This is a genomic window from Gordonia terrae (genome assembly GCF_051789125.1).
In the GTDB taxonomy this organism is placed as follows: domain Bacteria; phylum Actinomycetota; class Actinomycetes; order Mycobacteriales; family Mycobacteriaceae; genus Gordonia; species Gordonia terrae_A.
Genome location: NZ_CP196526.1, coordinates 3,249,179 through 3,269,504, shown reverse-complemented (window position 1 = coordinate 3,269,504; position 20,326 = coordinate 3,249,179). Strand labels below are relative to the sequence as shown.

Genomic DNA, 20,326 nt, shown 5'->3' with positions numbered 1-20,326 from the left:
CGCGTACGGTGGGGGGACTTCAGAGACAGGAGGCCGCAATGAAAGTCGATGCCGCCGTGCAACGACTGCTACTCGATCTCGCGGACTCCGATGCCGAGATCAATCGACTCGCGCATCGACGCAAGACCTTGCCCGAGGACGCCGAGATCGCCGAACACAACAGTGCGATCGACGCCGCCCGGGACGACCTCGTGCGCGCCGAGATAGCCGCCGAGGACCTCGGTCGCGAATACCGCCGCATCGACTCCGAGGTCACCGGGATGACCAACCGGGAGGCGAAGGACTCGGCACTGCTCAGCGGAGGCGGGCTGGCCCCGAAGGCCCTGTCGGAGCTGCAGCACGAGCTGGCCGGGCTCGGGCGTCGCCGCTCGGTGCTCGAAGACGAGTTGCTGACGCTGATGGAGCAGCAGGAAGCGGTCGAGGCGGAACGCTCCCGCGCCGCCGCCACCATCAGCCACCTCGAGGAGAAGGTCGCCGAGGCGCAGGTCCGCCGGGACAAGTCGCTGGTGACCATCGACGACGACCTCGCGCACGCCCGGGAACGCCGCGAGTCTCTTGTGGCCGAGATCGATCCGGCCCTGCTGGGGGTGTACGACAAGCAGCGTGCCAACGGTCGCATCGGTGCCGGACTGCTGCGCGCCCGACGCTGCGGCGCGTGCCGGATGGAGTTGGATCGCGGGACCATCGCCACGATCGCCGCCGCCGCCTCCGACGAGGTGATCCGCTGCGAGGAGTGCGGGGCGGTCCTCGTGCGCACCGCGGAATCGGGACTCTGACCGCGTGACGGCGACGCCGAGTGAGCGCACCGACGCGGCGCCGGGTCCGGCCGCGACACCGCCGTCCTGGCAGGGACAGCAGGGGGCGCCGACACGGTTCATCCTGTTGCGTCACGGCCAGACCGCGTTGTCGGTGGAGCGGCGCTACTCGGGCCGCGGCAACCCCGAGCTCACCGAGGAGGGACGCCGCCAGGCGCGGGCCGCGGCCGACAGGGTCGCCCGCGAGGGTTCGATCGCGGCCATCGTCACCTCGCCGCTGAGCCGGACCCGATCCACCGCCGAAGAAGTCGCCGCGCGCACGGGTGTGGAGATCGTCGAACACGCCGGGCTCATCGAGACCGACTTCGGCGAGTGGGAGGGGCTGACGTTCGCCGAAGCCGCGGCACGTGACCCCGAGACCCATCGCGCATGGCTGTCCGACATCACCCTGCCCCCTCCCGGCGGGGAGAGCTTCGCGCAGGTTGCCGACCGGATAGTCGACACGAAAAATGAACTGCTGAAGCGCTATTCGGGCCAGACGGTCGTGCTGGTGTCGCATGTGACACCCATCAAGTCGATGTTGCGTGATGCCCTGGGCGTCGGACCCGAATTATTGTTCCGTCTTCATCTGGATCTCGCGTCGGTGTCCATCGCGGAATTCTTCGGCGATGGTGGGTCGGTCGTGCGGCTCGTCAACGACGCCGCGCACTGGCGCTCCTGACAGGCGGTTGCTCGTCGCCTGCCGCCCGCGGCCCGCGAAGGGCTCCGGCGTATCCTGAGTGCGCGAACGAGTCGGCCGGGCGGCCGCGATGAGCGGAACGGGCGGGCTCCCGTCACGCCGTTCATCGAGGAAAGTCCGGACTCCGCAGAGCAGGGTGGTTGTCAACGGCAACCCGGGGTGACCCGCGGGACAGTGCCACAGAGAACAGACCGCCGGCCGTGAGGTCGGTAAGGGTGAAACGGTGCGGTAAGAGCGCACCAGCGGCACGGGTGACCGTGCCGGCTAGGTAAACCCCACCCGGAGCAAGGCCGAAGCACGCACCGCGAGGTGCGTGTGCGCGGACGTCATGAGGGCTGCTCGCCCCAGTCCGCGGGTGGGCCGCTCGAGGTACCCGGCGACGGTGTGCCCAGATGGATGGTCGCCACCCGTACCGGTCGCGAGGCCGGAGCGGGTACAGGATCCGGCTTATGTGCCGGCTCGTTCGCCCCATCGCTCGGTCCGCGCGATTCCGCGCCCGCCGGTCCGGGCCGGCCGCGCGTTAGTGTCACTGGGGTGAAGCGCATCCTCTCCGCCCCCGACATCGACTTCGCCGGCATCCGCAACGAACTGGGCGTGGACGAGGAGTACGGCGACGACGCGCTGGCCGAAGCTCGCGCCGCGGTCGACCGTTTCGCCGACACCCGCGAGGACCACACTCATCTCCCGTTCGTCACCATCGACCCTCCGTCGTCGAAAGACCTCGACCAGGCGGTGCGCATCACCCCGGACGGGGACGGGTTCGTCGTGGACTACGCGATCGCCGACGTCGCCGCCCTCGTCGTCCCCGAGGGTGCGCTCGACCAGGAGAGCCGCCGCCGCGGGTCGACGGTGTACTTCCCGGACGGTTCCGTGCCCCTGCACCCCCGAGAGTTGTCGGAGGGAGCAGGATCGCTTCTGCCCGAACAGGTGCGACCGTGCGTGCTGTGGACCATCGGAGTCTCCGCCGACGGTTCGGTGACCGATGTGTTGGTGCGGCGCAGCCGTATCCGGTCGGTCGCCCGCCTGGACTACGCCGGGGTCACCGCAGATGCCGCAGCCGGACGCCTGCACCCCTCGATCGCGTCGCTGCCGGCCTTCGGGGAGTTGCGTCACGAGGTCGCGCTGAACCGCGGCGCCGTCGAACTCGACCTGCCGGACCAGACGGTCACCCGCACTGCGCGTGGCTGGCGTCTGGATCTCGAGCCGCACACCCCCGCCGACATGTGGAACTCACAGGTCTCGTTGCTCGCGGGCAGCTGCGCGGGGACGATCATGGCCCAGGCCGGGGTCGGCCTGCTCCGCACACTGCCGCCGGCCGACACCGGCGCCGTCGAAGGGCTGCGGGCCACCGCCGGAGCACTCGGCATCCCGTGGCCGGCCGGACTCTCCGTCGGGCGCTTCCTCGCCGGGCTGCCGGGAGACGAGGCCAGCACGCTCGCTCTGCAATCGGCGGCGGGCGGGCTGATGCGCGGCGCCGACTACCTCGCGCTCGACGGAACCGCCACCGCCGCCGCCATCGATGACGACAGCAAGCGGCACGCCGCCATCGGCGGACTCTATGCGCACGTCACGGCGCCGCTGCGCCGGCTCGGCGACCGGTTCGCGACCGAGGTGTGCCTCGCGGTCACCGCCGGTACGCCGACTCCGGAGTGGGTGATGCGCGCACTTCCGACGCTGCCGAAGATCCTCCGATCCGCGGACTCTCTCGGTGCGACCGCGGATCGGGCGAGCGTCGACCTCGCCGAAGCCGTGATCCTGCGGGACCGGATCGGCGAGCGTTTCGACGCGGTGGTCATGAGGACGGCCAGCGAGCGCAGACCGGCGCAGATCTTCATCGCGGACCCGCCCGTCGTCGCACGATGTGTGGGCGACCTTCGACCCGGGGACCGGATCGGTGTCGAACTGGTGAAGGCCGACGAGGTCAGCCGCTCGGTGGAGTTCCGGCCGCTGAGCTGATCACAACTCCTTGGCGACCTTGCGGTAGGCGGCGATGGCCCGATGCCCGTCCGCCTCCAGCCGCGCGTCGACCCGTCCGAGCACGAACATGTCGGCGCCACCGAGCTTTCCGGTGGCGGCGATGTCGGCGATGCGCGTCCGGTTGATCCGGGTGTCGTTGAAGTCGCCGAGGGCCGACTGGATCTTCTTGGCCACGGAACCGACCGCGCGGTACTTCTTCTTGCCGAGGGGTTCGGTCGCGTCGATGCTGTACCGCAGGCGCTTCGCGCGTTTGCGGATGGTGTGCAACTGCTCTTCCCACTCGTCGGAACCCTCGGCGAACGCGGCGAGCCGGTCTTGGGCCTTGTGAATGTGCTTGCGGCTCCGCGCGATCGCCTTGTCGACGATGACCGTCGCCGGTACGTCGGCGTCGGGTCCGGGCGGGGGAGAAGCGATGAGACCGTCGACGCTGTCGAGCAGCGCGAAGTACCGCTTCGAGGTCATCGCCGCATGTGCGGCCCGCAGTGCGCGGTCGTGGGCGACGACCTCGGTGCCGGCGAGCTCGGCCAGCAGTTCCGCAGACGCGTTCTCACCGCGGAGAACTGCCTGGTTCATCTCCAGTTGGACCTCGGAATCGCGTGCGTCGCCCAAGATCTGGGCGAGCAGTTTGAGTTCGGCCGCGACATGAGCAGTCCGCTCCGCGTCCAGGACGGTGGGGAATCCCGACAGGATGCTGCGCAGGCGGCGGCAGGCGACCCGCATCTGATGCACGGCGTCGGGGGCGTCGATCCGCACCAGGGGGTCGTAGGCGATCAGGGAGTTGCGGTGCAGCGCGATGTCGGTGACGACGAGTTCGAGTGCCGTGGGCCGCTTGGACAGCTTCGGCTCGTGGACCGTGGGGGTCGCGCCGATCGCGCGGGCGAGTTTCGAAGCGCTCGACGCCTCGCGGGCGCCACCGGCACGCAACGCCTTGTCGGCGGCCTTCAGCAGCTTGCCGGTCCCTCCGGCGAGAAGTTCGAATTCCCACTCCGCCCACTGTCGGCAGTGACCGCCGGGGAGCAGCGACTGAGCGGTGACGAGATCCTCGGCCAGTTCGGCGAGGGGCTCGTCGCCGGCGCCCAGCAGACGCGTGACGGTGCGCGTGGTCGAGATCACCGCGACCGGGATCAGTGGGCGCTCGCGGGTGAGTGCGAGCACCGGTGTGACCAGGGCGTCGGGGGCGTCACCGTCGGCCGGGGCCTCGTCGAAACCCACGTGCAGCTCGCGACGGGCGCCGGGAATGTCGGTGGGGCGCTTGAGATGCCAGCCCTGATCGGTGCCACCGGTGCGTCGGCGCATGGTGATCCGGTTGCCGGCGAGATCGAGGTTCTCGGTGTCGAAGTAAGTGGCGTCGAGCGCGAACGTCTGCGGCTCCGACGCCGAGACGACACCCGGCAGCGTCCGCAGGTCGGGGGCCACGTGCCCGGCGTCCACGTCGAACTTCAGTTCCACCTCGAGCTGCTCGGATGCGGCCACCTGTTCCTCCTGGAGTTCGACGCCTGTCCGTCGAGTCTAGTGAGCGTGCGCCGGTGCGGGTCGCGACACCCGCAGGCGTTGCCCGCCGGGCGAGGTGTCGCAGGGCGCGCGGCTACCCCGCGAAGCGGTCGGTCGCCTCGATGAGGTGGTGCCGGATACCCGGTTCGTAGGACGCGTGCCCGGCGTCGGCGACGATGTGCAATTCGGCCGACGGCCACGCACGGTGGAGGTCCCACGCGCTGCGGGTGGGACACACCACGTCGTAGCGTCCCTGCACGATCACGCCGGGGATGTGCGCGATCGCACCGATGTCGGCGAGCAGTTGCCCGTCGTTGAGGAAGCCGTGATGGACGAAGTAGTGATTCTCGATGGTGGCGAACGCGAGGTCGAAGCGGTGGGCGTCGTCGACCTCAGGTGCGGAATCCGAGCCCGCGCCGGTGTTCTCATCCGGGCGCGGGAGCAGGTAACTGGTGGCCTGCTCCCACCCGGTCCATGCCCGCGCGGCGGCGCCGGCGACAGCGGGATCGTCCGACGTGAGCAGGCGATGATAGGCCTCGACGAGGTCCCCATCGCGCTCGGACTCGGGGATCGGTTCGAGGTAGCTCTCCCACAGGTCCGGATAGATGTGGGCGGCACCGCCGTTGTAGTACCAATCGATCTCGCTGCGCCGCAGCAGGAATATGCCGCGCAGGACGAGTTCGGTGACCCGGTCGGGGTGCGTTTGTGCGTACGCCAGGCCGAGTGTCGAACCCCAGGAGCCGCCGAAGACCTGCCAACGGTCGATGCCGAGATGTGTACGGAGACGCTCCATGTCGGCGATGAGGTGAGCGGTGGTGTTCACGCTCAGGTCGGCGCCGTCGGCGATGTGCGGCCGGGACTGCCCGCATCCGCGCTGGTCGAACAGGACGATTCGGTACTTCGCCGGATCGAAGAAACGGCGTTGTGTCGGTGCGGTCCCGCCGCCGGGCCCGCCGTGCACGAACACCGCGGGCTTGCCATCGGGATTGCCGGATGTCTCCCAGTAGATCTGTTGACCGTCACCGACGTCGAGGTGGCCCGAATCGTAGGGCTCGATCTCCGGGTAGAAGTTCCGCATGCAGGCCAGCGTAGGCGTTCCGATGCCGGTGACCGGGGAGCCGGGCACATTCTCGGACCCGTCCGATCACCGGCTCGGCGGCCGTCGGATCAGTAGCTGTGCTCGGGGCCCGGGAAGACCCCACGCCGCACCTCGTCGGCGTACTGTTCGGCGGCCGAACGCAATTCGGAGCCGACGTCGGCAAAGCGCTTCACGAACTTCGCGGTTTTGCCGTGGGTGAGGCCGGCCATGTCCTGCCACACCAGGACCTGCGCGTCGGTCTCGTTGCCCGCCCCGATGCCGACCGTGGGGATCGTGAGCTTGCGCGTGATCTGTCCGGCGAGGTCGGCGGGCACCATCTCCATGACGACGGAGAACGCCCCGGCCTCCTGGACGGCGATGGCGTCGGCGACGAGCTGGTCGGCCCCGTCCCCGCGCCCCTGTACGCGGAATCCGCCGAGGCCGTTGACGCTCTGCGGAGTGAAGCCGATGTGTGCCATGACGGGGATGCCGGCCGCGGTCAACGCCGCGATCTGCGGTGCCACCCGTTCGCCGCCTTCGAGCTTCACCGCGTGGGCGCCGGTCTCCTTGAAGATCCGGAAGGCGTTCTCCAGTGCGTGCTGGGGACCGATCTCGTAGCTGCCGAACGGCATGTCGGCGACGACCAGCGCGTGGGGTGCGCCGCGTACGACGGCGCGGATGAGCGGGATCATCTCGTCGACGGTGACCGGGATCGTCGTGTCGTAGCCGAGGACCACGTTCGCGGCGGAGTCGCCGACGAGAAGGACCGGGATCTCGGCGGCATCGAAGATGCGGGCCGACGAGTAATCGTAGGCGGTGAGCATCGACCACTTCTCGCCCTCGGATTTCATCTGGGCGAGGTGATGGACGCGGGTGACGCGGCGCTTGGCGGTCGGCCCGGAAGCGGGTGCGCCATAAACCGAGGAATCGGACATCGTTGTCTCTTTTCTGCCTCGAGTCCCGGCTGGTCGGCAGAGCGACGCGGCGGGTACCCGGGTTGAACACGGACGTCAACCATTATTTCACCACGCCACGACGTTGTGACCGGGCGTGGCTATGCAATTGGTCACAGGCGCGAGTTGGGTGCTGCCGGTCGATGTGCGAATGTGGACGGGCCCGTGCGGTCGGCGGCACGACCGGAACGGGTTCCCAAAGGATGGTCCGTTGTCTCGGATGGTGAGACGGGTTGTGCAAAGTGCCTGCACAGCGAGTTGGACTCGCGCGTGTAACACGGATTTAACAGCATACTTCTAAGGTCGGCGACCATGGATCGCCAAAAGGAATTCGTGCTGCGGACCCTCGAAGAGCGCGACATCCGGTTCGTTCGATTGTGGTTCACCGACGTCCTGGGCTATCTCAAGTCCGTCGCGATCGCCCCGGCCGAACTCGAAGGTGCTTTCGCCGAGGGAATCGGATTCGACGGCTCGGCGATCGAGGGGTTCTCGCGGGTGTCGGAGGCCGACACCGTCGCCAAGCCCGATCCGTCGACCTTCCAGGTGCTGCCCTGGACGACGTCAGCCGGCCGCCACCATTCGGCACGCATGTTCTGCGACATCGCGATGCCCGACGGCACCCCCAGCTGGGCCGACTCGCGCCACGTGCTGCGTCGCCAGCTGAACAAGGCCGCCGACCTCGGCTTCAGCTGCTACGTCCATCCCGAGATCGAGTTCTTCCTCCTCAAGGAGGCACCGCTCGACGGTTCGGTGCCGACGCCGGCCGACTCCGGCGGGTACTTCGACCAGGCAGTCCACGACGCCGCCCCGAACTTCCGTCGCCACGCCATCGAGGCGTTGGAGTCGATGGGCATCTCGGTGGAGTTCTCCCACCACGAAGGCGCCCCCGGGCAGCAGGAGATCGACCTGCGTTACGCCGATGCGCTGTCCATGGCCGACAACGTCATGACCTTCCGCTACCTCATCAAGGAGGTCGCGATCAACGAAGGCGTGTGGGCGACCTTCATGCCCAAGCCCTTCAGCGAGCATCCCGGGTCGGCGATGCACACGCACCTGAGCCTGTTCGAGGGTGACATCAACGCCTTCCACAACCCCGACGACCCGATGCAGCTGTCGGCCACGGGCAAGAAGTTCATCGCCGGCATCCTGCACCACGCGTCGGAGATCAGCGCTGTCACCAACCAGTGGGTCAACAGCTACAAGCGACTCATCCACGGCGGCGAGGCCCCGACCGCGGCCACCTGGGGCGGCGCCAACCGTTCCGCTCTCATCCGGCTGCCGCTCTACACGCCGAACAAGGCCTCGTCGCGACGCGTCGAGGTCCGCAGCCCGGACTCGGCATGCAACCCGTACCTCACCTTCGCCGTGTTGCTCGCCGCGGGGCTCAAGGGCATCGCGGAGGACTACGAGCTGCCCGACGAGGCCGAGGACGACGTCTGGGCGCTCACCCCCGCCGAGCGCCGGGCCATGGGCTACAAGGAACTCCCGGGCAGCCTGGCCGACGCGCTCAAGGAGATGGAGACCTCGGAGCTCGTCGCCGAGGCGCTCGGCGAGCACGTGTTCGACTACTTCTTGCGCAACAAATGGACCGAGTGGACGAACTACCGCAGTCTCGTCACCCCGTTCGAGTTGCAGAACTACCTGCCGCTGTAGCGCCCGCACCCTGCTCATCGGGGACCGCGGTGTCGTAATCGGTGGCCCCGGTCGCTACTTTTATGGTGTGACAACACGATCGGGACCCCCCGCGCGATCCGGACCCCAGGCGCGATCCGGCCGCAGCGCGGTCCCCAGTGCGGGTCGGCTGGGTCTCCTCGACGACTCCGCCCCGAGGGACCTGGCTGATCTGGGGTGGAACACGCCTGAGTCCGTTGACGTGTTGTGGGCGCTGTCCCGGTCCCCGGACGCCGATCTCGCGTTGCGTACGCTCGTGCGGTTGCGCGGGGCCGCAGGCGACGAGTGGTCGGACATCGACGCCGCGCTTCGCTCCGAACGGTCCTTCCGTGGCCGGTTGTTCGGGGTCATCGGGTCCTCGGACGCTCTCGCCGATCACCTCGTCGCCGAACCCTCCAGCTGGCGCTTGCTGCTCGCCGACGAGTTGCCTGACCGGACGGAAGTGGACCGTCTGATGCTGGCCGCCGTCGAGGCCGAGGCCGTCCCCGGTGAAGAGGAGAAGGGCAACCGGGTCTACCGCGCGAAGCTCACCGGCCCGAAGTCGGTGGTGGCGCTGCGCCTGGCGTATCGGAACCTCATCCTGCAGCTCGCGGCGCACGACGTCGCCTCGACCGTCGAGGACGAACCGGTCATGTGGCTGCCCGAGGTCGGGGCCTACCTGTCCGATCTGGCCGATGCCGCGCTGACGGCCGCATTGGCGGTCGCGTTCGCCGAGGTGTGCGGCGACGGTCCCATCCCGGTGCGCATCGCGGTGGTGGCGATGGGCAAATGCGGTGCGCGCGAACTGAACTACGTCAGCGACGTCGACGTGATCTTCGTCAGTGATCCCGCCGACGGCACCGCCGCGCGCATCGCCGGCGAGATGATGAGGGTCGGATCGCTCGCCTTCTTCGAGGTGGACGCCGCGCTGCGACCCGAGGGCAAGTCGGGCGCGCTGACCCGCACCCTCGAGTCGCATGTCGCCTATTACGAGCGTTGGGCGAAGACCTGGGAGTTCCAGGCGCTGCTCAAGGCGCGTGCGATGACCGGCGACATGCAACTCGCCGACGAATACATCGCGGCGGTCAAGCCCATGGTCTGGAAGGCCGCCGAACGGCCCGACTTCGTGCCCGAGGTCCAGAAGATGAGGCGCCGCGTCGAATCGCTGGTGCCCGAGGACGAGCGCGAGCGCAATCTCAAACTGGGACAGGGGAGTCTGCGAGACGTCGAGTTCGCGGTGCAGCTGCTGCAGATGGTGCACGGTCGGGTCGACGAGCACCTGCGGGTGATGCCGACGGTCGATGCGCTGGCCGCGCTCACCGCAGGCGGTTACGTCGGTCGTGACGACGGCGCCAACCTCAGTGCGTCGTACCAGTTCCTGCGCCTGCTGGAGCATCGTCTGCAGATGCAGCGGATGTCGCGCACCCACCTGCTCCCGCAACCCGATGACCACGAAGGACTGCGCTGGCTCGCCCGCGCCGCGCACATCCGGCGTGAAGGCGAACTCGACGCCACCGGGGTGTTGCGCGAACAGATCAAACACCAGAGTCTCCGGGTGCGCCGGCTCCACCAGAAGCTGTTCTACCGTCCGCTGCTCGAAGCGGTCACCCGTTTCAAGACCGATGAGCTGACCCTGACCGACACCTCGGCCGAAAGGCGTCTCGCCGCACTGGGTTATGCGAAACCCGATCGCGCGCTGAGTCACATCCGGGCGCTGTCGAACGCGCCCGGGCGTCGCGGCCAGATCCAGCTCCTCATCTTGCCGCAGCTGCTCGAACACATCGGGGACACGCCGGATCCCGATGCGGGACTGTTGAACTACCGCCGGTTGTGCGACGTCATGGAAGACACCGACTGGTTCCTGCGTCTGCTGCGCGACGACGGCGTGGTGGCCGCACGGCTGATGAAGGTCCTCGGCACCTCGGAGTACATCGCGAACATGCTGATGCGGTCGCCCGAGGTGATCCACCAGTACTCCGACGGGCCCGACGGCCCCAAGCTGTGCAATGTCCGGCCCGAGGACGTCGCGAAGGGACTGATCGCGTCGACGGTCCGCCAGACCGACATGAAACGCGCTGTGGCCGTGGCCCGGTCGCATCGTCGGGCAGAACTCGTCCGTATCGCGTCGGCGGACGTGCTCGGACTGCTGGATGTCCCGGCGGTGTGCAAGGCGCTGTCGAGCGTGTGGGCCGCGGTGCTGAACGCGGCGCTGACGGTGGCGATCAACATCTCCGAGCGGGACCGGGGCAGTCGGGCGCCGGCGCGTATCGCGGTGATCGGTATGGGGCGTCTCGGCGGCGGCGAGCTCGGCTACGGCTCCGACGCCGACGTCATGTTCGTGTGTCAGCCCAATCGCGAATCCGACGAGTCCGAGGCCCTCAAATGGGCGCAGACCATCGCCGAGAACGTGCGATCGATGCTCGGGAGTCCGAGCGCGGATCCGCCGCTGGAGGTCGACACCGGACTGCGTCCCGAGGGCCGGAACGGACCCATTGTGCGCACCCTCGCGTCGTATGCGGCCTACTACGCGCAGTGGGCGCAGCCGTGGGAGGTCCAGGCACTGCTCCGAGCGCACCAGGTCGCGGGCGACGAACCACTCGGCATCGACTTCCTGCACATGATCGACCACGTACGCTATCCGGCGGGCGGCGTCAGCAACGAGGCCGTCAAGGAGATCCGGCGGATCAAGGCGCGCGTGGACGCCGAGCGGTTGCCACGCGGCGCCGACCCGGCGACCCACACCAAACTGGGCCGCGGTGGACTCGCCGACATCGAGTGGACGGTACAACTGCTGCAGCTCAGGTACGCACACCGGTACCGCAGCCTGCACAACACCTCGACCCTGGAGGCACTCGACGCGATCGGTGCAGCAGAGTTGTTGTCCGAGAACGACGTCGCCCTGCTGAAGAACGCCTGGATGACCGCCACCAAGGCACGCAACGCCCTGGTCCTGGTGCGCGGCAAGCCGATCGACCAGTTGCCCGGCCCGGGCACCCAACTGCGTCAGATCGCCTTCGCCGCGGGCTGGCCGGAAGACCAGGCCCAGGAGTTCCTGGAGAACTACCTCAGGGTCACCCGGCGCGCGAAGGCCGTGGTGCTCAAGGTCTTCGGCTCCTGACCGCGTCTCGGGGGCGACGCGGGGCGGCCGGCAAGTCGGGGTAGCGGGGAAGACGGGCACACGGGGGAGAGATGACGAGATTTCTGTGGGCGGCGGCCTACGTCCTGGGATGGGCGATGCTCGCCGGTGTGCTGCTGGGGGTATGGCTGCATTACTACCCCTCACGGGGTGATGCCGCCCTGTACCTGACGAGTGCCGTGCAGTTCGCACTCATCCCCGCCGTACTCGCGATCGTCGTCTTCGCGGCGTTGCGACGCTGGTTCATGCTGGCCGCGGCGATCATCGCCGCCGGTGCCCTCACCTACACGCAGGTGCCGCTCGTCATCAGCGCGGACGCGCCCGCAGGGGAGCGGTTCACGGTGGTCTCGGCCAACCTGCTCTTCGGCGGCGCCGACATCGCGGCGCTGGAGAAGATCGTCGCCGACGCCGATCCCGACCTCGTCTCCCTGCAGGAGGTGACCCCGGAGGCGCTGGACAAGGTGAGGCTCAGCGGAATCGGCCGGTCGCTGCCCCACGAGTTCGCGATCCCGTACACCTATGCGGCAGGCACGGCGATGTTCAGCAAACAGCCACTGCGCGACCGCTACAACATCCCGGGCACGGTGCTGCACAACCTGCAGGCCCGCACCGACCTCCCGGGGGCCGCGGACACCGCGGTGATCGCCGCGCACCCGGCCGCGCCTCTATGGGGCGACAAGGACGGTTATTTCGCGGACATGGACACCCTTGCAGCGCATTTCGAACAGCTGCCGCAGGGACGCGTCATCGCGGTCGGTGACTACAACTCGACGTGGAATCACGCGAAGTACCGCAACCTCCTCACCAACGGGCTCGTCGACGGCACCGACGTCGCCGGTGCTGGCTTCCTGCCGAGTTACCCGACCGACTCACGGCTGGGCAACCGTCCCCTCGTCGCGATCGACCGGGTGATCCTGCGCGGATTCGTGGCCACGACGATGGACACCCATCATCTGCCGGGTTCCGATCATCGGACACTGGTGGTAACACTGGTGGCATCATGAGCGCCGAACCCCAGAACGCCACACCACCTGCAGGCCACAATGTCGAGCGGCCGACCATCTCCGCCCGACTCCGGTCGGCGACGGCGGCGGCACACGAACGGGCAGAACACGCGCCCTTCATCGACGACCTCATGTCGGGGCGACTCGACACCTCCGAGTACCAGCGGCTCGCGGTACAGCTCTACTTCGTCTACGAGGCGCTCGAGGAGGTCGGCGCACAACTCGCGGGCCACCCGGTCGCCGACGCGGTGCTCGACGAGAAGCTGTTGCGTGTCCCGCGACTTGCTGCCGACCTCGCCTCGTTCGGCATCGATCCGCGATCGGCGACACCGCTGCCGGCGGTTGCGCGCTATGTCGCGGCCATCGAATCCACGCGCACCGACCCGGCGCGGTACGTCGCACACCACTACACGAGGTATCTCGGCGACCTCAGTGGCGGACAGGTCGTCGCCCATCGCATGCGGGAGCACTACGGCGTCGAGAACACGGGACTGAGCTTCTACTCCTTCGACGGTATCGACAAGCTCAAGCGCTACAAGGACGCCTACCGGGCGCGCGTGGACGCGCTACCGCTCGACGAGGAGGCCGTGGAGCGGATGATCGACGAGGCGGTCGCCGCGTTCGACCACAATCAGGCGGTCTTCGACGACCTGGACGGCGCACGGGCGGCCTGAGGTCCCGCCGGGTGCACCCGGCGTCTCGTGTCAGTGCAACGACTAGTTGACCTGCAGCTTGACGGTGCGATCGAGGATGACCTCGGCGAGGTCGTCCCGGCCCTTCACGAGCTCGATCCGCAACTGATTGTCGTCGAGCCGGGTGGTGGTGCGGACGACGCGCGGAGTGCCCTCGAGGCTGATGCGATCACCCGGTACGAGGTCTTCCACATACACATCTCTGGTCATGCGTCCAAACTACGGTCGAACCGTGTGAGTCGGCAGAGCAACAAGTACGCAAAGTGATATGGATCACATGTGAGTGTGTTCACTTCCGGTTCGACGGACGTCCGTTCGGCGTGCGTTGACACCGCGTACATCAAGGTGTGTACGACGCTGAGGTGGTCGCGCCGACGTCGACATCCTTGAAAGCGACGACGCCCCGTCCGCGAACGGACGGGGCGTCGTCGTGCGACAGCAGAGATCAGCAGTCGTAGTACAGCGAGAACGACTACTCGAGCGATGGTGAGCGCGAGCTGACGTGAACTGTGGGCGATTTCTGCAGGTCTGCTACGTTCGTGCAGTTTGCTCGATGGGGTGGGCTTCTGAGCTACTGCGGGCTACGCGATCAGCGCACGGTTGAGCGCGGTGTGCAGCGCATCCAGCTGTTCGCGCGCAGTCTCGTCGTAATTGTTTGCGTGGCCCGGGATCTCGACGGAACCGCCATCAGCGAACGTCACAGTTGATGCACCAACTGGAACGAATTCGGCACGAGCAGTCGCCCGTCGGCCGACACTCGCAAAGCTGATTCGAGTGATCGATGACAACGGTCGCGTCCACGCCTCCAGCAGCTTGACCTCTGGTGGATTGCGTCTGTTGTACTCTTCCTCGGCTGATTCCAGGTCGAAGAGGTCAGCGTCAAACGATGCAATCACGTGTACGAAAGCGCGATCGGTCGCAATATACGACGTCCAGACGGTTGGGCCGTCCATGCTCGCGGTGGTTACTGCGGCCGAAATCGTGGTCGGCTCCGGAATCAGAGCAGTGACCGCGAGATAGAAGTCGGTTGGTGGGTAATGCCTGGTCGTGCCGACATGCTGCTGCAGGGCCATCCACTGGTCCTTGCTTGGGAATCTCATGCCGGGAATGTAGCCGCGACAACTGACATATCCGAGCGAAGCTTGCAGATCTGCAGCCCGTGGCGGCCCTGGGTTCGTGACTTTCGCGGGTGCTTGCGCGGTTACGACGGATAGGAGAAGCGCCCGACCGACTGCCGGAGTAGCTCACGGGCAGCGTCCTGTTCGATCACCCGAGCCTCGACGTCACGCACCAGCCGAAACAAGTTGCGCGTATCGATGGCCAGCCCGTTGGACTCTGCGAACACGTCGACATCGTCGTCCTGGCCGCGCAAGAGTTCTCTGCGTTGGTCGGGGTGTGTGTTCCGAAACTGGTTGCAGATGTACCACCGTGCGTCTGGTTCGTTACCCGTCTCCTTGATGTACAACTCGACCCATCTGCTGAGTGTCAGGAGGTCGCGGGTGGAACCTCCCTTCGAGTAGCCCTTCACCTCGGTGACAGCCACCCAGTCCCCGTCCCGAACTCGTAGGTCGTCGCGCTTCTCGCGTCGGCCCTCGTCAGTATCGGTGACGTCGAAGCCCATTGTCTTGAGCGCGTCGGCGACGGCGTCCGACAACGGGTCACCAGTTCCCGTGAGCAGTCGTCGCAGCGTGCCGTCTGCTTCCTCACGAATCGAGGCCAGGGTTTCGCGCTCGCTATGGAGTTCGGTCTCGTGATGTTCGATCGCGGCCTCGAGTGCGTCCTCGGCTTCCTCAACGCGGGCGCTCGCTGATCGCTCGGCATCGGTCATCCATGCGGGCTCAGAGCGCCAGTCCGGGGGCGCGGGGAACCGAGCGCTGTCATATTTCGACCACTCTGTGAGCGCCCAGATGATCCATGCCTCGACAGCAGCGGGGTCGGATGCCAGAGAGTCGGGTAGGTAGACAACGTTGTTCGGTCCTACGTCGGGCCGGTAGTCGGCCGCGAACACGAGGCCATCTAAATCGGATGCGAAGACTCGGGTCCAGTTGGCGTCGCCTTGCCAATCGCCCAGATCCCAACTCTGACGCGGCAAGCTCAGCGCGCGGAGCGCCGGGAGGACTGTCGACTTTACGAGCGAGCGCTCCTCTGGTGTGAGGTCCTTGCCAAGTTCAATCTCGGTGCCCAGGGATTGGCGCGATTGGAGGGAATACGAAGTCGCTTCTCCTTGGGACCGCATCCCCAGCGGGTGGCCACCGATCTGGATGACGCGCAAGTGATCGGCGACACCCTGGGGTGTGGTCCCGATCGCAATGACTGCGTCCCAGCTCTCCCATCGAACCTGCGGAATTCCGAACTGGCCCTTGGAGTCAAAGGTTGTCACCGTGCCAACATGACGGCCAATAATCTCTTCGAAGTCGACGGGTCCGGAATCGACCCGATAGCGCGTTGGTCCCTTGTAATAGAGCACTCGTGGTCGCGCAGCCTCGTCGTAAACGGTCACCAGCGAAATATACCGGTTTCGCGGTCTTGACCTGGCCAGACCCGGTTTCGCGCGTAGGTTTCGGGCTCCGCGCAAGAAAGACCTGACTCTCGACCGAAGGGGTCAGGCGGCTGCGGGTCGAATGATTGGACCGGGGTGGCACACGAAGACCCCCTCGCGTGGTGGGGGGCCTGGTGTTCTGCTGCACGCCGCCCTGAAGGGGTTCGGCGGCCGCCTGATGCTGTTGGGTCAGAACCGGATGTTGGTGGTGTCTGCGTTCTCTGCGGCGGCTTGGGCGGTGCCGATCTCGTTCAGGGGTCCGCCGCGCAATCGGTGATCGATGCGAGGACGCGTCGGGGGCCGTCGAAGCCTCGGCTGGCCATAGCAACCCAGGACTTGGCGTCGCGCTGCTGGATGGCGCCGCGACGTACAGTAGGCCAGCATCAACAACGATTATTTGGTCTATTGCGACTGCTGCTGCAACGAGGGTGCGGCCGCGTTCGGCGTCGGCGCGCAGCTCTTGGAGGGTGCCGATGGCTAGGGCGACCATGCCTGGCATGCGGGCTGCGGCCACAGCGTCGCCGGCCTTGTTGCTCTCGCCGCTCGTGCCGCTGTCTCCGGCGCCTGCTGCTGCGTCCAGTTCGGCGGCCTTCCCCACGATGAGCGCAACGATCTCCTTCGGCTGGGGTTGAGCCGACGCCACCCTTCGAGGACGAGGACATGTCGATAGTTCCGGTGAGTGTCGCCGACGAACTGGCGGTTGCGTTGAAGATGCTCGACAAACGAACTCCGGAAGCCTCGGCCAAGCTCGGAAAGTTCTGCTACGAGAGTGAGCGTCGAGCCCGTGACTCAGAGACTTAACCGACGCGCCGGCGTCGAGGACCGCTGGAAGAAGGCCGATGGAACACCCAGCGCGAAAGCCGGTGTCGGCAGCCGCTGGCGTGCCCGATATGTCGACGAAAGCGGCCAGGAACACGAACGTTTGTTCGCCCGAAAAGCTGACGCGCAGAGCTGGATTGACGGTCAAACGGCGTCCGTGGTCGGCGGTAACCACGTCGCGCCGAGGCGCGCCGCGATGACGTTCGAGGACTGGGCTGCGCTGTGGATCGCCGGGTACGAGGCCAACCGGACGAGCACCGTGCGGATGGCCCGGTCGCCACATCAAGCGACTCAACGCCGAGTTCGGCAGATGGCGCTGCGTCCCATCAAGCCGTCGACGGTCAAGGTGTGGCTCGCGAAGCTCGACAAGGTCGAGGACCTCGCACCGGGCACCGTGCGAGCGCTCTACTCGCGGCTGCGGCACATTCTCGATGACGCGGTCTACGACGGATACTTCGGCAAGAATCCGTGCTGAAACGAATCCCACCGCCAGCGGCGAAACAGCGCGTGTCTGCCCATCGACCGAACAAGTCTGGCAGCTCTACGACCTCATGCCCGAGCACCTACGGGTGTCGGTACTCCTGGGCGTGTTCGCCGGCCTCCGGATCTCCGAGGCCGTCGCGCTGCGACTCGACGACGTCGACTTCACCAGGGGAGTAGTCCACCCGCATGCGCATTGGGGAATCGACAGGGTGCTGCCACTCAAGACTGAAGGCTCGGAAGCGCCGATACCGGTGCGCGCGAACTGACGCTACTGCTGTCGTCGCCGGTCCAGAAATGGCCCGAGCAGACCCTCGTGACAAACGGCGCCGGTGGAAGCATCGGACCGTGGCTGCTGGCTGATCGACCGAGCAATCCGTGAGGTGCGCGGGCAAGTCGACGGCGCCCCGATGACTTCCATTTCCACGCCCTGCGGCACTATCTCGCGTCTCTGCTCATCGCTTCGGGTGCCGACATCAAGACTGTCCAGGCCCGCCTGCGGCACAACTCGGCGAAAACCACGCTCGACGTCTACGGGCACCTGTGGCCGGATGCAGACGAGTCCACCCGCTCGGCGATCAGCGCTGTGATCAATGAGCGGGTGGACTCGATGAAACCTACTGCGGCTATCTGCGGGCTGACTGACCCAGTCGAGGGGATCGACGCAGGTCAGCAACCCTAAACAGATCAGCAGTCGTAGTACAGCGAGAACTCGTACGGGTGCGGACGGATCTGCACCGGCTCGATCTCGTTCTCGCGCTTGAGTGCGATCCAGGTCTCGATGAGGTCCTCGGTGAACACGCCACCGGCGGTGAGGTAGTCGTGATCCTCTTCGAGGCGGTCGATGACCGCGGCCAGCGAGGTCGGAGCCTGCGGGATGCTCTTGGCCTCCTCCGGCGGGAGCTCGTAGAGGTCCTTGTCGACCGGCTCGTGCGGCTCGATCTTGTTCTTGATGCCGTCCAGGCCGGCCATCATCATCGCCGCGAACGCCAGGTACGGGTTGCCCGAGCTGTCCGGGCAACGGAACTCGAGGCGCTTGGCCTTCGGGTTGTTGCCGGTGATCGGGATACGCACACAGGCCGAACGGTTGCGCTGGCTGTAGACCAGGTTGATCGGGGCCTCGTAGCCCGGGACCAGACGCTTGTAGGAGTTCACCGTCGGGTTGGTGAACGCCAGCAGCGACGGCGCGTGGTGCAGGATGCCGCCGATGTAATAGCGCGCCAGATCCGACAGACCCGCGTAGCCGGCCTCGTCGTGGAACAGCGGCTTGCCGTCCTTCCACAGCGACTGGTGGGCGTGCATGCCCGAGCCGTTGTCGCCGAACAGGGGCTTCGGCATGAAGGTGACGGACTTGCCGTTCTGCCACGCGGTGTTCTTGATGATGTACTTGAACAACTGCACGTCATCGGCCGCGTGGAGCAGCGTGTTGAACTTGTAGTTGATCTCCGCCTGACCCGCGGTGCCGACCTCGTGGTGGCCGCGCTCGAGCTCGAAGCCCGAGTTCTGCAGGTTGGTCGACATCTCGTCGCGCAGGTCGACGTAGTGGTCGTACGGCGCCACCGGGAAGTAGCCACCCTTGGGGCGGACTTTGTAGCCCAGGTTGGGGCTGCCGTCGGGATCGCTGGGCGATGCGGTGTTCCACCAGCCGGACTCGGACTCGACCTCGTAGAAGGTGCCGTTCATCTCCGAACCGAAGGACACCGAGTCGAAGATGTAGAACTCGGCCTCGGCGCCGAAGAAGCAGGTGTCGGCGACGCCGGTCGAGGCGAGGTAGTCCTCGGCCTTGCGGGCGACGTTGCGCGGGTCGCGGCTGTAGGCCTCGCGGGTGAACGGATCGTGGACGAAGAAGCTGACGTTCATCGTCTTCGCCTTGCGGAACGGGTCGATCCGCGCGGTGGCGGGGTCGGGCAGCAGCATCATGTCCGACTCGTTGATCGACTGGAAGCCACGCACCGACGAGCCGTCGAATGCCAGCCCGTCCTCGAACACGTCCTCGTCGAATGCCGAGGCCGGGATCGAGAAGTGCTGCATGACACCGGGCAGGTCGCAGAATCGGATGTCGACGTACTCGACACCTTCCTTCTTGATGCCCTCGAGTAGTTCTTCTTTACTGCTGTACACCGTGCGGTGACTCCTTCGTGATCGGTGGTCCGTGTATGGGGACACGCCACATCCGCCACTGAGAAACAGCAGCGGATCTCAGCGGCAACCGTATGGAGGCGAAGTTGCCCATGCGTCAAGTCCGTGTTTCCCCCGTGTTACACGCGCAGTGGTGTTCGCTACGCGGCATGTCCGGGGCGCAAGCACTCGGCGCACCCCAACCCTAGCGGCAGGCCCGAACGGGCGGGGAGGGTCGCGCCAACCAGCGACTACGATGGTTCACGAGTGCGGCGACGACGCGGACCGAGGGGGTTGCGCGGTCGCGTGAGAGGAGTCATCACCGATGGGACGAGTCACCGGTTCCTGGCTGTCGGGACCACAGATCGGTCCCGCCGACGGCGTCGAGAACGATCACCGGGGACAAGACCTCGGGCTCCCGGCGAGCGGCCCCGGGTCATTGGCCACCGGATGGCCGCGCGTCGCGGGCCTGCTCGTGGACTGGCTGATCGCCGGCGGGCTGGCGATGCTGTTCGTCGGCTTCGGTTCTCCCCATCTGGGCACGACCCAGCTCGGTATCTGGTTCGTCATCGGGATCTTCGCGGTGACCCTCTTCGGGTTCACCCCCGGTCAGCTCGTCATCGGGATGCGGGTCGCGCGGGTGGACTTCGGCGCCGACCGCAACACCGCCGAGGCCACCGGAGAAGAGAGTCCGGCGGCCGTCGGGATCGTGCGCGCGTTCTTCCGTCAGCTGCTGATGGTCTTCCTGGTCCCGGCCCTGATCAACGACTACAACGGTCGTGCTCTGCATGATCGGGCCACGGGCACGGCGCTCGTCCGCACCCGCTGACCGAGACCGTAAACCCACCACGAATGGACGAACCCGCCACCGATTCGGTGGCGGGTTCGTCCATTC

Annotated in this window: 18 protein-coding genes and 1 other RNA gene; 12 read left to right on the top strand and 7 right to left on the bottom strand. The window is 66.9% G+C overall.

Features of this window, described 5'->3' with window-relative positions; translation table 11 throughout:
* The first annotated feature begins 38 nt into the window (after positions 1 to 38).
* The 4 genes from ACSUZC_RS14745 to ACSUZC_RS14730 all read left to right on the top strand — a co-directional run bounded on the left by ACSUZC_RS14745 (position 39) and on the right by ACSUZC_RS14730 (position 3,450).
* The gene (locus tag ACSUZC_RS14745; protein ID WP_439029269.1) at positions 39 to 776 is read left to right on the top strand and encodes a zinc ribbon domain-containing protein; all 738 of its coding nucleotides are present in this window, start codon (positions 39 to 41) and stop codon (positions 774 to 776) included.
* A gap of 4 nt (positions 777 to 780) precedes the next feature.
* A complete protein-coding gene (locus ACSUZC_RS14740; protein WP_439029268.1) occupies positions 781 to 1,476 on the top strand; it encodes a histidine phosphatase family protein in 696 nt (231 codons plus the stop codon).
* Positions 1,477 to 1,543: 67 nt separating this feature from the next.
* Positions 1,544 to 1,960: RNase P RNA component class A (gene rnpB / locus ACSUZC_RS14735), an RNA gene on the top strand.
* Between the two features lie 68 nt (positions 1,961 to 2,028).
* A complete protein-coding gene (locus ACSUZC_RS14730; RefSeq protein ID WP_439029267.1) occupies positions 2,029 to 3,450 on the top strand; it encodes an RNB domain-containing ribonuclease in 1,422 nt (473 codons plus the stop codon).
* Here the strand turns inward: ACSUZC_RS14730 and ACSUZC_RS14725 are convergent, their stop codons facing one another.
* The 3 genes from ACSUZC_RS14725 to panB all read right to left on the bottom strand — a co-directional run bounded on the left by ACSUZC_RS14725 (position 3,451) and on the right by panB (position 6,975).
* Complete coding sequence (locus ACSUZC_RS14725; RefSeq protein ID WP_439029266.1) at positions 3,451 to 4,944, bottom strand: CYTH and CHAD domain-containing protein; 1,494 nt, start codon at positions 4,942 to 4,944, stop codon at positions 3,451 to 3,453.
* A 112-nt stretch (positions 4,945 to 5,056) separates the two neighbouring features.
* Entirely contained in the window at positions 5,057 to 6,040 is a 984-nt protein-coding gene (pip, locus tag ACSUZC_RS14720) for a prolyl aminopeptidase (RefSeq protein ID WP_439029265.1), read from the bottom strand.
* Between the two features lie 89 nt (positions 6,041 to 6,129).
* Positions 6,130 to 6,975, bottom strand: a complete 846-nt coding sequence (gene panB / locus ACSUZC_RS14715) for a 3-methyl-2-oxobutanoate hydroxymethyltransferase (protein ID WP_439029264.1) — start codon at positions 6,973 to 6,975, stop codon at positions 6,130 to 6,132.
* Between the two features lie 330 nt (positions 6,976 to 7,305).
* On the opposite strand from panB, the gene glnA (ACSUZC_RS14710) reads away from it, so the two are divergent.
* From glnA (ACSUZC_RS14710) to ACSUZC_RS14695, 4 genes are all read left to right on the top strand, one after another.
* The gene (gene glnA, locus ACSUZC_RS14710) at positions 7,306 to 8,646 is read left to right on the top strand and encodes a type I glutamate--ammonia ligase (RefSeq protein WP_439029263.1); all 1,341 of its coding nucleotides are present in this window, start codon (positions 7,306 to 7,308) and stop codon (positions 8,644 to 8,646) included.
* Positions 8,647 to 8,713: 67 nt separating this feature from the next.
* A complete protein-coding gene (locus ACSUZC_RS14705; protein WP_439029262.1) occupies positions 8,714 to 11,761 on the top strand; it encodes a bifunctional [glutamine synthetase] adenylyltransferase/[glutamine synthetase]-adenylyl-L-tyrosine phosphorylase in 3,048 nt (1,015 codons plus the stop codon).
* A 71-nt stretch (positions 11,762 to 11,832) separates the two neighbouring features.
* The gene (locus tag ACSUZC_RS14700) at positions 11,833 to 12,783 is read left to right on the top strand and encodes an endonuclease/exonuclease/phosphatase family protein (protein ID WP_439029261.1); all 951 of its coding nucleotides are present in this window, start codon (positions 11,833 to 11,835) and stop codon (positions 12,781 to 12,783) included.
* Complete coding sequence (locus tag ACSUZC_RS14695) at positions 12,780 to 13,457, top strand: heme oxygenase (biliverdin-producing) (protein WP_439029260.1); 678 nt, start codon at positions 12,780 to 12,782, stop codon at positions 13,455 to 13,457. Before ACSUZC_RS14700 ends, ACSUZC_RS14695 begins: the two co-directional genes overlap by 4 nt.
* A 42-nt stretch (positions 13,458 to 13,499) precedes the next feature.
* Here the strand turns inward: ACSUZC_RS14695 and ACSUZC_RS14690 are convergent, their stop codons facing one another.
* The 3 genes from ACSUZC_RS14690 to ACSUZC_RS14680 all read right to left on the bottom strand — a co-directional run bounded on the left by ACSUZC_RS14690 (position 13,500) and on the right by ACSUZC_RS14680 (position 15,975).
* Positions 13,500 to 13,685 (bottom strand): hypothetical protein, encoded by a 186-nt coding sequence (locus ACSUZC_RS14690; protein ID WP_238419842.1) that lies wholly within the window; start codon positions 13,683 to 13,685, stop codon positions 13,500 to 13,502.
* 371 nt (positions 13,686 to 14,056) lie between these two features.
* Positions 14,057 to 14,548 (bottom strand): hypothetical protein, encoded by a 492-nt coding sequence (locus ACSUZC_RS14685; RefSeq protein WP_439029259.1) that lies wholly within the window; start codon positions 14,546 to 14,548, stop codon positions 14,057 to 14,059.
* Positions 14,549 to 14,676: 128 nt separating this feature from the next.
* Positions 14,677 to 15,975 (bottom strand): hypothetical protein, encoded by a 1,299-nt coding sequence (locus ACSUZC_RS14680; protein ID WP_439029258.1) that lies wholly within the window; start codon positions 15,973 to 15,975, stop codon positions 14,677 to 14,679.
* An 823-nt stretch (positions 15,976 to 16,798) separates the two neighbouring features.
* Here ACSUZC_RS14680 and ACSUZC_RS14675 point away from each other — a divergent pair.
* The 3 genes from ACSUZC_RS14675 (at position 16,799) to ACSUZC_RS14665 (ending at position 17,995) form a co-directional block, all read left to right on the top strand.
* Entirely contained in the window at positions 16,799 to 17,308 is a 510-nt protein-coding gene (locus tag ACSUZC_RS14675; protein WP_439029257.1) for a hypothetical protein, read from the top strand.
* Between the two features lie 76 nt (positions 17,309 to 17,384).
* Positions 17,385 to 17,582: a hypothetical protein gene (locus ACSUZC_RS14670; RefSeq protein ID WP_439029256.1), complete on the top strand. Its 198-nt coding sequence runs from the start codon at positions 17,385 to 17,387 to the stop codon at positions 17,580 to 17,582.
* A gap of 161 nt (positions 17,583 to 17,743) precedes the next feature.
* Positions 17,744 to 17,995: a hypothetical protein gene (locus ACSUZC_RS14665; RefSeq protein WP_439033135.1), complete on the top strand. Its 252-nt coding sequence runs from the start codon at positions 17,744 to 17,746 to the stop codon at positions 17,993 to 17,995.
* Positions 17,996 to 18,000: 5 nt separating this feature from the next.
* Here the strand turns inward: ACSUZC_RS14665 and glnA (ACSUZC_RS14660) are convergent, their stop codons facing one another.
* A complete protein-coding gene (gene glnA / locus ACSUZC_RS14660) occupies positions 18,001 to 19,434 on the bottom strand; it encodes a type I glutamate--ammonia ligase (RefSeq protein WP_439029255.1) in 1,434 nt (477 codons plus the stop codon).
* A gap of 322 nt (positions 19,435 to 19,756) precedes the next feature.
* Between glnA (ACSUZC_RS14660) and ACSUZC_RS14655 the strand changes: the two genes are divergently transcribed.
* Positions 19,757 to 20,260, top strand: a complete 504-nt coding sequence (locus ACSUZC_RS14655) for an RDD family protein (RefSeq protein ID WP_439029254.1) — start codon at positions 19,757 to 19,759, stop codon at positions 20,258 to 20,260.
* Positions 20,261 to 20,326 lie beyond the last annotated feature (66 nt).

Excerpts from the sequence above, each read along its gene's own strand:
- ACSUZC_RS14685 (WP_439029259.1), bottom strand. The coding sequence starts at position 14,548 with ATGGCCCTGCAGCAGCATGTCGGCACGACCAGGCATTACCCACCAACC.
- ACSUZC_RS14670 (WP_439029256.1), top strand. The coding sequence starts at position 17,385 with ATGCCCGAGCACCTACGGGTGTCGGTACTCCTGGGCGTGTTCGCCGGC.
- pip (WP_439029265.1), bottom strand. The coding sequence starts at position 6,040 with ATGCGGAACTTCTACCCGGAGATCGAGCCCTACGATTCGGGCCACCTC.
- ACSUZC_RS14700 (WP_439029261.1), top strand. The coding sequence starts at position 11,833 with ATGACGAGATTTCTGTGGGCGGCGGCCTACGTCCTGGGATGGGCGATG.
- ACSUZC_RS14695 (WP_439029260.1), top strand. The coding sequence starts at position 12,780 with ATGAGCGCCGAACCCCAGAACGCCACACCACCTGCAGGCCACAATGTC.
- ACSUZC_RS14655 (WP_439029254.1), top strand. The coding sequence starts at position 19,757 with ATGGGACGAGTCACCGGTTCCTGGCTGTCGGGACCACAGATCGGTCCC.
- panB (WP_439029264.1), bottom strand. The coding sequence starts at position 6,975 with ATGTCCGATTCCTCGGTTTATGGCGCACCCGCTTCCGGGCCGACCGCC.
- ACSUZC_RS14745 (WP_439029269.1), top strand. The coding sequence starts at position 39 with ATGAAAGTCGATGCCGCCGTGCAACGACTGCTACTCGATCTCGCGGAC.
- glnA (WP_439029263.1), top strand. The coding sequence starts at position 7,306 with ATGGATCGCCAAAAGGAATTCGTGCTGCGGACCCTCGAAGAGCGCGAC.
- ACSUZC_RS14690 (WP_238419842.1), bottom strand. The coding sequence starts at position 13,685 with ATGACCAGAGATGTGTATGTGGAAGACCTCGTACCGGGTGATCGCATC.